Annotated in this window: 12 protein-coding genes; 3 read left to right on the top strand and 9 right to left on the bottom strand. The window is 60.2% G+C overall.

All coding sequences use genetic code 11. The features are described 5' to 3' along the window. Positions 1 to 74: 74 nt before the first annotated feature. Positions 75 to 497: a hypothetical protein gene (locus ASU23_RS25465; protein WP_156423197.1), complete on the bottom strand. Its 423-nt coding sequence runs from the start codon at positions 495 to 497 to the stop codon at positions 75 to 77. A 201-nt stretch (positions 498 to 698) separates the two neighbouring features. Here ASU23_RS25465 and ASU23_RS25460 point away from each other — a divergent pair, with 201 nt between their 5' ends. Then, positions 699 to 1859, top strand: coding sequence for a hypothetical protein (locus ASU23_RS25460; RefSeq protein WP_007726654.1), 1161 nt, complete (start codon positions 699 to 701; stop codon positions 1857 to 1859). Continuing rightward, entirely contained in the window at positions 1856 to 2542 is a 687-nt protein-coding gene (locus ASU23_RS25455; RefSeq protein WP_058038970.1) for a DUF998 domain-containing protein, read from the top strand. The genes ASU23_RS25460 and ASU23_RS25455 overlap by 4 nt, the downstream gene beginning before the upstream one ends. A gap of 18 nt (positions 2543 to 2560) precedes the next feature. Here ASU23_RS25455 and ASU23_RS25450 read toward each other — a convergent pair whose 3' ends face one another. The 3 genes from ASU23_RS25450 to ASU23_RS25440 form a co-directional block, all read right to left on the bottom strand. After that, positions 2561 to 3394, bottom strand: coding sequence for a glycosyltransferase family 2 protein (locus tag ASU23_RS25450; protein WP_054826884.1), 834 nt, complete (start codon positions 3392 to 3394; stop codon positions 2561 to 2563). 442 nt (positions 3395 to 3836) lie between these two features. Beyond that, positions 3837 to 5513 carry an Hsp70 family protein gene (locus tag ASU23_RS25445; protein WP_242430641.1) on the bottom strand — a complete coding sequence of 559 codons (1677 nt, stop codon included), beginning with the start codon at positions 5511 to 5513 and terminating at the stop codon, positions 3837 to 3839. A gap of 149 nt (positions 5514 to 5662) precedes the next feature. Next, a complete protein-coding gene (locus tag ASU23_RS25440; protein ID WP_007726649.1) occupies positions 5663 to 6982 on the bottom strand; it encodes a UDP-glucose/GDP-mannose dehydrogenase family protein in 1320 nt (439 codons plus the stop codon). Between the two features lie 108 nt (positions 6983 to 7090). On the opposite strand from ASU23_RS25440, the gene ASU23_RS25435 reads away from it, so the two are divergent. Then, positions 7091 to 7615 (top strand): protein-tyrosine-phosphatase, encoded by a 525-nt coding sequence (locus ASU23_RS25435; RefSeq protein ID WP_058038968.1) that lies wholly within the window; start codon positions 7091 to 7093, stop codon positions 7613 to 7615. On the opposite strand, the gene ASU23_RS25430 is transcribed toward ASU23_RS25435, so the two are convergent. From ASU23_RS25430 to ASU23_RS25410, 5 genes are all read right to left on the bottom strand, one after another. Continuing rightward, positions 7587 to 9011 carry a polysaccharide biosynthesis tyrosine autokinase gene (locus ASU23_RS25430; protein ID WP_058038967.1) on the bottom strand — a complete coding sequence of 475 codons (1425 nt, stop codon included), beginning with the start codon at positions 9009 to 9011 and terminating at the stop codon, positions 7587 to 7589. The genes ASU23_RS25435 and ASU23_RS25430 overlap by 29 nt on opposite strands. A gap of 130 nt (positions 9012 to 9141) precedes the next feature. Next, positions 9142 to 10467 carry a UDP-glucose/GDP-mannose dehydrogenase family protein gene (locus ASU23_RS25425; protein ID WP_058038966.1) on the bottom strand — a complete coding sequence of 442 codons (1326 nt, stop codon included), beginning with the start codon at positions 10465 to 10467 and terminating at the stop codon, positions 9142 to 9144. A gap of 55 nt (positions 10468 to 10522) precedes the next feature. Next, positions 10523 to 11491, bottom strand: a complete 969-nt coding sequence (locus ASU23_RS25420) for a GDP-L-fucose synthase (RefSeq protein ID WP_039972726.1) — start codon at positions 11489 to 11491, stop codon at positions 10523 to 10525. After that, complete coding sequence (gene gmd / locus ASU23_RS25415) at positions 11488 to 12519, bottom strand: GDP-mannose 4,6-dehydratase (protein WP_007726640.1); 1032 nt, start codon at positions 12517 to 12519, stop codon at positions 11488 to 11490. Before gmd ends, ASU23_RS25420 begins: the two co-directional genes overlap by 4 nt. 97 nt (positions 12520 to 12616) lie before the next feature. Beyond that, positions 12617 to 13411: a WecB/TagA/CpsF family glycosyltransferase gene (locus tag ASU23_RS25410; RefSeq protein ID WP_042452261.1), complete on the bottom strand. Its 795-nt coding sequence runs from the start codon at positions 13409 to 13411 to the stop codon at positions 12617 to 12619. Positions 13412 to 13413 lie beyond the last annotated feature (2 nt).

Raw genomic sequence — 13413 nt, 5'->3', positions numbered from 1 at the left:
GTCACAGGGTTGGTCCTTCTTGGTCGAGAACGGCTATTTCGCAATTCCCATTCTCGCGCCGAGGACCAGCCCGTCTACTTCAGTCCCGCGTCAGCAACGTCCGTACCCGCAACAGCTAGTCGCGCGGCGAGCACGACGTCCACGTGAGTCATCAAGTCGTTCGAATGGACGACATCGAAGGAACGAACCTTCCCGATCAAAGCCTTGACCGCGCGCATACTTTTCGGGACTTGCGAGAAAAAGTCATACTTGGAGTTGAAGCCTTCCCCGCTTGTCGGACGCAATCCAACTCGTTTGGGAATTTCCAGCGGAACATATTCAAGGTTCGATTCTGTCCACCAGCGCCGGGTCGGGGTATCTCCGGACGGGCCTGCCAGCGACAATTGAATACCTTCCGAGGCAAGAACGAGAGCTAGATTTCGGAAGCTGTGATCGGTTCCGCCGACATTCTCCGAAAGCGTCACTCCAAGCACTTTGATAACCTCGCTACGCGTCACTGAATTAGCATACCAAGAAAGAATCACGCGCCACGAGGACACAATTTCCGAAATGTCGCATATCTCCCCACTTTCTACTATTAGAAAGGCCTCACCGTGCGAAATGAGATTCAGCCCACGCGCTACAAAGTTACCGATCTCGACGTTGCCATGGTTGAAAACTGGACATTAGTCGCAATGGGGCCAATCGACCATGGAGGTGTGGAAGGAGTTCGCGCTGCGCTCCGCACGATCGCGTCCGCGGGCCCACACGCGCGAGTCGGACTGATCCCGAGCAGTCGAACTCGGAATTGGGTGTTCGAACCGGACTCACTGCAGCGCGGCGTGCACGAAATCCCTGCTGTTCACACACAAGACCTACCTGCCACCCTCGCCGCTGCGGTCCGCCTGGCCGACGTGTCGCTGCCTATTGCGGTGACGGTCTGCGGCCGATACCTGATCGTGCGACTTGCACACGGAGTGGGAGACGGCCAGACCACAGTCAATCTCACGCGCGCGCTCGCTGACCCTGCGACGCGTACCGGCAAAGTCCCACAATGGTGCACTGCGCTACAACCGACACGATTCCCTCTGACGGCTGCCTCCTGGAATCTTTATGCGTCGAGCCCCGGCAAGCTTCTCCGCAGCGTGACCGCAGGGAGACCGAAAGAGGTTTCTTCACAACCAATTACAGCGAAGTGGCAACCTTCCCATCACGTCGGATTCGCAACATCGTCACCCACTGCGCTTGGCGATCTCGCGGCTTGGAGGAAAGCAAACGCCGTTCCCGCGTCGTTGTCGTCGATCTTCTTCGCCTCCATAGTGCGCGCACTTCGAGAGGAAGGTATCAAGGTGGACAACACCGTGAAGGTCCTGTTCGACGCCAGGCGGTACCTCCCCGAGAACCACCGGACGCTCTCCAACTTCGCGGCAGGCCTGGACTTGTCATTCGACGATGCGGGCTCACCTGCATCCGTCGGGGACGGTATCTCCGCTGCGGCCGATTCGGGTCGACCGCTGCTCAATCTCGCCGCCACTTCAGTAAAGTCCCGACTCGGTCGCATTACGCGCAGGCCGGTGGGAGACGCTGTGACGAGCGCTCCGGCACACCCTCGTGCGCGCATCGCTTACAGCGATATGTCAGGCGCTCCGCAGTTCAAGAATTTTCCATTGACCGGCACCCCGAAAGAATCTGTCTATATCGCGACCTTGTTACCTGAAAGTCCCGAACATATCGTGATTGCAGTCGGACGACTGGGAACCTTGAACAATGTCTCGTTTTCGTTTCACGACAATGTATTCGACGCCGAAAGAATCGGATCCGCATTCGAGAATGCATGCAAAAATCCACTGAAGTTCTTCAGAGAAGGAATCGCTGAATGATCCACTCGGACTACAACGAAGAATTCGTCGCAAACAAAGGAAACGGCAAATCCTCGCACATTATCGAGCTGTTCGCCAGATACGCATGGATTTCGACACTCCTGTTTTTTGTGTGTGAATTCTTGACCGCGTGGAGCTGGCGAGGAAACTACTCGCGCCGCAATCAATTCGTAAGCGAACTAGGTGTTCGTGTCTGCGACAGTCGTGCGGGCGTGTGCAGTTGGTACTGGTTGATGAACATTTCTTTCGTGACCACTGCACTGGGAATATCTGTCGGCACACTATTGTGGTGGAAGTCGCGAGTCGTATCGCCTACAGAAGGCTCCTTTCTACTCGTGTCGGCAAGCGGTTTGATCCTGATCGCCGTGTCGTCCCTCGACCGCGGATCGATCCTCCATGGAATCGGTGCAAACATGTATTTCGTCTTGGCCAACACCGCCGTGATCATGATCGCGACCTCGTCCCGGACGCTCCGCAGACCGTCCCCAGCAAAATGGGTCGCCCTCGCAGCCGGAGTACTCGGACTGAGCGCCTACTTCATCCACACAGTCGGCGGTCTCGGCATGCTCGGGATGGGCACGATCCAAAGGTTCACGGTGTACCCCTCACTGATCGGCCTGATCGCGCTGGCGACGGTCTTGGGCTCCGAACCGGCAACCAGACGCGAACAGGAACCGATTTAATGTGCGCTCCAACCTGCTTCAGCTGACGATCGACTCAGGCAACGTCAATTTTTGCGGGTCGAGAGGGATGGAACGACGCGAGGTGGCGCCCCTGCGCGCGCTGCGTCGGCGGCGCCACTCCATCCCGATGATACGCAGCACGCGCATTCCGTCAGAGAAGGCATTGAGGTTGCTGACACCGTGAATTCGATCGGCCTCGAAGCTTCCGACTTCCGCAATTCCCAATCCGGCGGCAGCTACACGAACATTGATCAACGTCTCGATCTCGAATCCGTCACCCCACTGAGCTGCAGCAATGCCTGTATCCGGGAGCTGCATGACGTCGAGTGCATTGCGCCAGAACGCGTTGTACCCATAGCAAAGGTCTGTGAAATGCGTACGAAAGAGGATATTCACCAGGGAATTCAGGCCGTAGTTGCCTAGCCGCCGCAACTTTGTGATGTCCGAACTTCCACCCCCTGCGATAAATCGCGAACCCTTGGCGAAGTCGGCCCCATCCACGAGTGCCTGCACGAAGAGCGGAATCTCGCCGGGGTTGGTGGACCCGTCGGCATCGATCATGACAATTATGTCGCCGGTCGCCGCCTCGAACCCGCATGCGAGGGCGTTTCCTTTTCCTTTGCGCGTTTGTGTGATCACCGTGGCGTCGGGCCACAACATCGTGGCGACCTCGACGGTGTCGTCAACCGAATTTCCATCGACGAACACGATCTCGTCGATTCCCTTCGGCATCTGAGCAGCCACGTGAGGCAGATTCTTCGCCTCGTTCATCGCCGGCACGATCACCGTGACACGGGGGCGCATCGTCGCCGAACGCATACGCTCGTCTGCCGCAGGGGCGTCGTTGTCCATGATGTGCTTCCTTCGGTCGTGTGCCTCACAGTGATGCTCAATCGATACAGATTCATCGAATCGCTACCAATCAGCAAATCGAAACCTACACGAATCTGCGCCGAATGCACGGGATAGTCATCCGTCTGAGCGCAAACCATGACCTCGTTTGTATAAGCCAAATCGTCGCAAGATACTGTTCGCAAGGCGAATAATTACAGCTCAAAGGGGGAATTGCCTGAATTTTTGGGCGAAAAGAGACCAACAACCCGGTTATTGGAACACGAAAGCAAAGAAATTCGGCACCAAAGTAAAGTAGCCAGAAATTTGCTCATCCAGCCTTCGGGAACCCTGTGAAGTCGATCACCGGACCTGCTTTGCGAAGGCCGCGCCGCCCGTCAGGAACAGCCCAACCGGCCCCAGAGTCCACGAATCGGCGACTCAGGGTCCAGGAATCAACTGCTCAGAGTCCGGGAATCGGTGGGAGGACCGGCAACAGAATCGGCGGAAGCCCCGGGATGTAGATCGCCGGCGGTGGCGGCGCGGGCGCGGGCGCGGGAGGCACGTAAGTGTCCTGCACGACTGGCGGAGCCTCGACGACCGGAGGGGCTTCCTCCGTCGTCGTCGGGGGCGGGGTCGTTGTGGTCGTAGGCGGCGGGGTAGTCGTGGTCGTCGGTGCCGTCGTGGTCACCTCGGTTGCCACGGGTCCGGCGTCCTCGGAATCGAAGACCTTTCCTCCGTAGCCCAATCCCAACCCCACGATCACGATCGCCGCGATCACACCGGCGCCGAGGCCCGCGAACCGTAGCGGGTTTCTCGGCTCTTTGGATGTCGATTCAACGGGTTGTGTCCCGGCGAGCCAGGACGGGTGTGCGGTTCCTGCTCCGGGTCCCTCGCCTTCGTACATCGCCGAGTACGCCTGGGCGTCAACCATCACGGCCTCGGTGTCTGCGTCACGTTCTGTGCCGAATCCGTCCGTGGCCGGGTCGCTGTCGACGACCATGAGATCTGCGGCCGGATCGAATCGTTGCTCGTGCCGGTTCGGTCGCGGCTGAGGCAGTTCCGCCGCGTAAGGGCTCGGCACCTGTTCCTGCGGAACGGACTTCGTGCCGGAAGCGGCTTCGGACAACGCATTCGGCCGCTCCGATTCCGCGAGCGTTGCGACCCCTCCGTGGCTGAACGCCTGAACCGGAACGGGTACCTCCGCCGGGGTGTGGATCGGATACGGCGCAAAGATCGGCGCTACAGCCGGAACCTGAACCGGGGCAGATACCGCGCGCGCCGATGGCGTCATCGACGACTCCGCGATCAGCGCAGCGCCTTGAGCAGTCACGAGTTCCGGCTGCTCGGGCGCGATGAGGGGGCACTCCAGCCACGCGGCGAGGGTCGCCCGCACGATCGGAATGCGTGCACCGCCACCGATCAGGAGAATCGCGTCGGGGTTACGGCCGGACGTTGCGATGACCTCTCGTATCTCGCGTGCGAAGGCCTCCACCGACGTGACGACCAACGAATCGAAAACTTCCCGCGACAGCAGGAGAAGCCCGCCGGGGCCGGGCAGGCACACCGCACTTCGTGAGGACAGCTGTTCCTTCGCGAGTCGGCATCGCGCCTGCAGTTCGGCATCGCCGCCCGGGTCGGCCGGCGTAGCTATACGGCGACGCACGGTCTGATCCGAGTAGACGAGCTCGTCGAAGTGATCTCCACTGACCCGCGTCGACCGGGCGGTGACGACGGTAGACCGCATCTGCCTGTCCACAATGCTGATCGTCGATCCAGAACTACCGATGTCGACGACGACGAGTGTGCTCTGGTCGGTCAACGCACCGGACTCCTCGAGCATTCGAAGCGTCGCGACTACTTCGGGAACCAGCTCGAAGTTGTCGATGCCTTTCTGTTCGAACGCTGTTTGGAGTGCTCCGGCCTGCGCTTGATCCCGGTAAGCGACGACCGTATTGCTGCCGAGGTCGGCATTCTCGGTCAAGGCCACGCCGGTTGCCTCCGCTGCGACTTCCTCGGGAATCTCGCGGCCTCGATCGACCGCTCTGGATCGGAACACCGGACCACTGTGGTCGGGCGTCCCCGGGCGCGCCAAACGCACAGCGCTGGCTCCCACCGTCACACCCAAAACCAAGTTCATGATCCACCTTCGTCGACCGTCGACGGGTTCCGTCACCAGACCCCGTCATTCCCCGGCCGGAAGTCTACCCACTGGGCATGGTCTGCGAGGTTCGCGCATCTCACCTAAGGCCTTCTCGCAGCTATTTTTTCGCTACCTGGACGTTCGACCTACCGCCCCAATCCGCGATAGTTCCAACCGGCGGAGCGCCACAGGTCCGGATCGAGGCAATTTCTGGCGTCAACGATCACCCGCCGCCGAACGAGTGGTTCCAAATCGGCGGGCACGAGTGAGGCGAACTCGTCCCATTCAGTGGCGATCAAGACCACATCAGCATTTCTGCAAGCTTCTGACGTGGAGGTTGCGTAGTGAAGGGTGGGAAACAGTCGGCGAGAATTATCCATTGCCTTCGGATCGAAAACGGTGACCGCCGCCCCGTGCAACTGCATCATTCCTGCAACGTTGAGCGCAGGCGAATCGCGCACATCGTCGGATTCGGGCTTGAACGCAGCTCCCAGCACCGACACGTTAGCTCCCAGCAAACTGCCATCGCAGGCTGCCGTCACCAGTTCCACAGCTTTTGTCCGTCGTCGCATGTTGATGCTGTCGACCTCGCGGAGGAAGTACAGCGCCTGGTCGACACCCAACTCCCCGGCGCGTGCCATGAACGCCCGAATGTCCTTCGGCAGGCAACCACCGCCGAACCCCAAGCCCGCATTGAGGAACCGTCTACCGATCCGAGCGTCGTACCCGAGAGCGTCGGCCAACATCGTGACGTCGGCCCCGGTCGCCTCGCACACCTCCGCAATCGCATTGATGAAGGACACCTTGGTCGCGAGAAACGCATTCGCAGATCCTTTGACCAACTCGGACGTCGCCAGATCGGTCACGAGGAAGGGCACCCCCGCGTCCAGTATCTCGGCATACACCTCGCGAAGAACGCCTTCGGCGTTTCCCGGCCGGTCACGATCGATCCCCAGAACCAACCGGTCAGGGCTCAAGGTGTCCGCGATCGCGTGTCCTTCACGCAGGAACTCCGGATTCCAGGCCACCTCTACCGAGCCACCCGCCGGCGCAGTCGCTCGGAGTCGCTCGCCGAGAGCCGCTGCCGTGCCTACCGGCACCGTCGACTTCCCGACTATCAGCGAAGGCTTTCGCAACAACGGCGCCAACATGTCGATCACCGAATGAACATGACTCAGATCTGCGGCGTACTCCCCCTTCTTCTGGGGCGTCCCCACACCGACGAAATGGATGTCCGCAAAATCCGCGGCATCGGAGTAGGAAGTCGTGAACTGCAGCCGACCCGACGCCAGATTCTTCTCCAGCATGTCGGTCAGACCCGGCTCGAAGAACGGGACCTCCCCACGAGACAACTTGTCGACCTTGGACTGGTCGATGTCGACTCCCAGCACGTCGTGGCCAAGTTCGGCCATACACACTGCGTGGGTCGCCCCCAGGTATCCCGTTCCGAACACGGTCATCTTCATGTGTTGTTGGTATGCGTCCGAACTTTCCGAAACGCGTACGCCAGGTGGGCGCGAAACCAACATCGGGCATACGACGAGTGCGTCGCGTGTGCAACCTATGCTTCTGCCATGCACGTTCTCTTCGTTTGTACGGGAAACATCTGCCGATCACCCACGGGCGAACGCCTTGCACGTGCTTATGCCGCCGAAGCCGGGGTCACCGGATTCACCGCGTCGAGTGCCGGAACCCGGGCGATGGTCGGACACCCGATCGAGCCGACTGCTGCGAGGGTTCTCGCGGGGCTCGGCGGCGACCCCACGGAGTTTCAAGCCCGACGCATGACAACAGCGCTGGCCTCGGACGCCGACCTCATTCTCACGATGACCGAAAGTCAGCGAGACAAAGTCCTGGCGATGGCTCCGGCGCGGCTCAAGCGCACGTTCACACTTCGAGAAGCCGCACGGTTGGGCTCGCTCGCAGATGCAGGAACTGTCGAGGACCTCGCCGCCGCCAGACCCCGATTTCGTGCCACCGAACCCGAGGACGTCATGGATCCGATGGGTAAGGAAGAGAACGTGTTTCACGAGATCGGACTCGAGATCGCCGATCTCCTCGGCCCGCTGCTCAGCCGACTTCGCTTCGGTGAGCGTTGAGCGCGGGCACCGCGGTCAACTGCGGTAGCGACTTGTCCGACTCGTAGTAGTAGCTGTACTCGTACGCATTGCGTCCGCGAGACGGCGTCATCGTGATGACAGTGCCCAGGACGTGCGCACCCACACTCTGTAGGTTTCCGACCGCGCGCGCCAGTTGATCGCACTTCGTGGAGCCGTGTCGGGCGATCACCAGGGCACCGTCCGACATCGCGGCCAGGACCGCGGCATCCGTGACGGGTAGCAACGGCGAGGCGTCGATGATGACGTAGTCGTATCGCGCCCGCAGTTCCTCGAGAACATGTTTGGCCGTGTCCGTGCCGAGTAGTTCGCTCGGGTTCGGCGGGATCGGTCCGGAGGCGAGCACTGTCAGCCCGTCGAACTCGGTCGGCTGAAGCACATCGTCCAGCGTCGCTTGACCGGAGAGCACCGAACTGACGCCGACACTTCCGAGCAATCCCAAATACTTCGATACTCGCGGCTTCCGGAGGTCGCCTTCCATCAGGCACACTGATTTGCCGGCCTCCGCCAAGACGAGAGCGATGTTCACGGCCGTGGTCGTCTTACCTTCGGAGGGAAGCGAACTCGTGACGACGATGACACGCGGTGGATGGTCCACCTCGAGGAACTGAAGGTTCGTGCGCAACTCACGGAAGGCTTCGGCACTCACGGAACTTCCGTCACTGAAAGCGATCGCGTGATTGACTTCGACGTCCTTGTCGAACGGGATCGTGCCCACCATCGCCGAACCCGCGATCTCTTCTACAGTTCGACGATCTTTCACCGTGTTGTCGAGTCGATCACGAATCAACGCAAGCGCGATCCCCACAACCAGTCCCGCCACTGCGCCGAGCGCGAGGTTGCGCGAAGTCTTGGGTGACACCGGAACAGTCGGCTGTTGAGCCTGCTGTTCGACGACCACACGTGCAGGCGGTGTTCCGCCGTTCTCGGGTGTCTCTAGTTCCTTTGCCAATGCCACGAATTCGGATGAGAGAGTGTTCGCGATCTCGCGTGCGAGTTTCGGTGACGCGTCCTTGACTGCGAGGTCGATCAACACAGTGTCGGGCGCCGACGTCGCAGTGACCTTGGAGGCCAACTCGTCAGCCGACATCCCGCCGACCACCCTCGGTCCCAGTTCGTCGATCGTCCGCTGTGCGAGTGTTCGGCCGGTCAGGAGTTTTGTATAGGACAGAACTCGCTGCTGTGAAAGTTGACTGCCCTGCAGTGCCTCGTTGACCGAGGTACCCGCCGACGTCGAAACGAACAGCCTCGTCGAGGCCTGGTAAACGGGCGTCGAAAGAAGAGAAGCGCCAAGGGCTCCGAGGATTCCGAGCACGGTTACAGCAGCGACGATTCGCCATCTGGCTTGCAATATCTTCAGGTAGTCGACAATTTCCATCTTGATGTCTCCTTCGGCTCACGCATGTCCACTGCGGGTCTGAGCGGTCTTTGCCGGTCGGACCGCGAGGGCGAACCGGGCTTTATCAATTTCGATATAGATCAGCTGCGACGGACGAGACGTCCTGTGCTCACGGGCGTCCCAGTCCGCGGTAGTTCCAACCTGCGCCTCGCCAGTCGTCGGGGGAAAGGCAATTGCGCCCGTCGACGATCACTTTGTTGCGAACCACCGAATCGAGATCGGACGGCTGCAACTTCAAGAATTCGAGCCACTCGGTCAATACCAGGACGACATCGGCACCTTCGCAGGCCTCCAATGCATTTGCCGAGTAGGTCAGCGTCGGGAACAGCGCGCGCGAATTGTCCATGGCCTTTGGGTCGTACACGTTCACTGCAGCACCTTGGAGCTGAATCTGACCCGCGACGTTGAGCGCCGGCGAATCACGAACGTCGTCCGAGTCCGGTTTGAACGCGGCACCCAGAACTGCGACTCTCGCACCGAGAAGCGATCCGCATGCCTCCCGCGCCAGTTCGACCATGCGTGTACGTCTGCGCATATTGATGTTGTCGACTTCGCGCAGGAACGTCAGTGCTTGATCGGCACCGAGTTCACCGGCGCGAGCCATGAAGGCGCGGATGTCCTTCGGCAAACACCCTCCGCCGAAACCAATTCCCGCGTTGAGGAATCGACGTCCGATCCGAACGTCGTGCCCGATCGCGTCGGCAAGCACTGTGACGTCGGCGCCAGCGGCCTCGCACACTTCGGAGATGGCGTTGATGAACGAGATCTTGGTGGCCAGGAAAGCGTTCGCTGACGCTTTCACCAACTCCGCCGTCGCAAGGTCCGTGACGAGAAACGGAATCTCCGCATCGATGAGCTCTGCATAAACTTCGCGCGCAACAGATTCCGCTCGACCGCGGACATTTCGATCGACTCCGAGCACAAGTCGGTCCGGGTGCAACGTGTCCTGGACGGCAAATCCTTCACGCAGAAACTCGGGATTCCACGCGACTTCGACGCTGTCACCGATCGGTGCCAGTTCCCGCGCGCGCTTACCGAGCCGTTCCGCGGTTCCCACCGGTACCGTGGACTTGCCGAAGATGACCGCGGGCTTGGTGAGCAGCGGCGCCAAAGTCTCGATCACGGCATCCACGTAGACCATGTCCGCGGCGAACTCACCCTTCTTCTGCGGCGTCCCGACCCCGAGGAAGAACACGTCCGCAAATTCTGCGGCTTCCTCGTACGACGACGTGAACTTCAGTCGCCCTCGATCGATGTTGTTTCGTAGGACCTCGCCCAACCCTGGCTCGTAGAACGGAACTTCACCTGCTGCCAGTTTCTCCAGCTTTGCCGCATCGACATCCACTCCGAGGACCTCGTGACCGAGTTCGGCCATACAGGCCGCGTGTGTCGCGCCCAGGTATCCCGTGCCGAATACTGCTATGCGAGTGCTCATGTTGCTCGATCTGCTTTCTCGAGAGTGTGCGAAGTGTGTTGATGGGAAAAGTGATTCAGGTGCGTACGGCACCGATGTTGTCGCGGTACCACGAGATCGTCGACGCGATTCCTTCGCGCAATCCGATTGTCGGCCGCCATCCGAGTTCACGAATCATGCTCACGTCCAGCAGTTTCTGCATCGTTCCGTCAGGCTTCGAGGTGTCCCACTGCGTCTCGCCGGTGTATCCGACCTCGTCGGCGACCATCGAAGCGATCTCGCGAATTGTGTGGTCTTCGCCGGTTCCGACGTTGACATGCGATGCACCGTCGTAGTTGTCGAGCAGATGCAGACACGCCGACGCCAAGTCGTCGACATGCAGGAATTCACGTCGCGGATTGCCACTCCCCCAGTTGACAACCGACTGGACTGCCGACGACTGCGCCTCGTCGTAACGCCGAACGAGGGCGGGAAGTACGTGCGATCCGCGCGGAGAAAAATTGTCTCCCGGGCCGTACAGGTTGGTGGGCATAGCTGAGATCCAGGGGCGACCATGCTGCCGCCTGGCAGCTTGAACATGGAGTATTCCCGCGATCTTTGCTATTGCATAGGCGTCGTTGGTCGGCTCGAGATGCCCGGTGAGCAGATATTCCTCCTTGATCGGTTGCGGTGCCAATTTCGGGTAGATGCACGATGATCCGAGGAACAGGAGACGCTCGACGCCGTGTGCGAGGGCAGCGTCGAGCACGTTCACCTGGATGCGCAGATTCTCCGACAGGAAGTCGACGAGGAAAGTGCTGTTCGCCGCAATCCCCCCAACTTTTGCTGCTGCGAGGATCACGTTGGTCGGCTTTTCGCGGGCGAAGAAATCGAAAGCAGCTTCCCGGTCACGTAGATCGAGTTCGGCCGACGTCTTTCCGAGCAACCTGGTGAAGCCCGCAGATTCCAGGTGTCGCCACACCGAAGAGCCGACCAGACCTCGGTGGCCGGCCACGTAGAACGGTGCGCCTCGATCGAGTGGTCGCGCTGCGAATGAATCACTCATCGCGTCGCCGACCAGTCGGGAAGTGCCGGAGTGTCGATCCACGGTCGCCCTTCGTGTTCGAGCGCTTCGATGTCTGCCTCGACCATGATCCGGGCCAGTTCGGGTGTGTGCACGCCGGCCTTCCAACCGAGTTTGCGCTCGGCATGACTCGGATCCCCGATCAGTGCGTCCACCTCGGTCGGCCGAAGATACCGTTCGTCGAATCGAACGTGGTTTTCCCAGTTCAGACCTGCATGTTCGAACGCGACGGTCAGGAAGTCGCGCACCGAGTAGTTGCCACCGGTGGCGAGCACAAAATCCTCAGGCTCGTCGACCTGCAGCATGCGCCACATTCCCTCCACGTACTCCGGCGCATATCCCCAGTCGCGAATCGCATCGAGATTGCCCATGTACAGATGATCCTCGATACCTGCCTGGATGCGTGCGACCGCGCGCGTGATCTTCCGCGTCACGAATGTCTCACCACGCCTAGGGGATTCGTGATTAAACAGAATTCCGTTCACAGCGAAGATCCCGTATGCCTCACGATAGTTCTTGGTGATCCAGTACGAGTACACCTTCGCCGCACCGTAGGGCGAACGTGGGTAGAACGGTGTCTCCTCGTTCTGCGGTGGCGGTGTGGCACCAAACATCTCGGAACTCGACGCCTGGTAGAACCGGCAGTCGAGTCCGGCCATCCGAACCGCTTCGAGTAGTCGGATCGACCCGACGCCAGTGGTGTTCCCGGTGTGTTCGGGTTCGTCGAAGCTGACCCTGACGTGAGACTGCGCAGCGAGGTTGTACACCTCGTCCGGCTTGATCTGCGCGAGTAGTGTCACCAGGCGCGCTCCGTCACTGAGGTCACCGTAGTGAAGAAAAAGTCGAGCATCCGCATCGTGCGGGTCAACGTAGATGTGGTTTATCCTCGAAGTGTTGAACGTCGAGGATCGACGGATCAGTCCGTGAACCTCGTAGCCTTTGGAGAGCAGCAACTCGGCAAGGTAAGAGCCGTCCTGCCCCGTGATTCCGGTAATCAGTGCGCGTTTCATCCTGCGTTCCTTCCGTTGCGGGACAGCCCGCCTGATAGTTGCGAAACCACGGTCGTGGTCCGTAGTCCTCCGAATCGCTCGGCAGTCTTGATCTCGCTCATGCGCGTCCCCCCAAACGGCCGAAGACTTTTCGTATGTCACGTGATGCCAGCCGTATGAATGTCGAGTTACCGAACAGGTAGCGCCGCCACAGACGTTTGGGTTCGGATACAAGTCGATACAACCACTCGAAACCCGAGTTCTGGACGAAAGATGGTGCCTCCGAAACAGTTCCGGCCAAGAAGTCGAAGGCAGCGCCGACACCGACGGCCACGTAGTCGGTTCGATCCGCTATCGCCTTCGTGACAAAGTCCTGCTTCGGCGCACCCAGACCGACCCACACGATGTCCGGTGACGTCGGATCGATCTTCGTGATGATGTCGTCGACGAACTCCTTGCTGAACGCGGCAAACGGCGGGGCATATGTGCCGGCCACCTTGATTCCCGGGTATAACTCCTCGACTCGATCCGTCAAGAGATTCAACGTCTCTTCTGTCGTGCCGACAAAATGGTGACGAAGGCTGTAGCGGCGTCCCTTGTCCAGGGTGGCCTCGAAGAACGACGGACCCCGGACTGGTCGAACACCGACGTGATCGGCGGTGCCGCCGATCAGGCGCATCACCCAGCTGACCGGGGTTCCGTCTGCGAAGTTCACACCCGGACCCTTCAAAACCGCGGAGTAGTCGCGATCACTGTGCGCCGCCGACACGCAGTAGGAATTCGACAACCTCACGGAGACTCCGGTTCCTGCTCCCTCTCGTCTGTCGTTGACTACCCAATCGGTAGCTCTCTCGAGATTGGTCGCGGCAAACGGAATGCCACCCACCTCGATGACCTCGAACGGACTGCTCATCT

The sequence above is a fragment of the Rhodococcus sp. KB6 genome, assembly GCF_001445685.1.
GTDB lineage: Bacteria > Actinomycetota > Actinomycetes > Mycobacteriales > Mycobacteriaceae > Rhodococcus_F > Rhodococcus_F qingshengii.
Note: the sequence above shows the minus strand (reverse complement) of the source record. Positions and strands in the feature narration are given on the sequence as shown.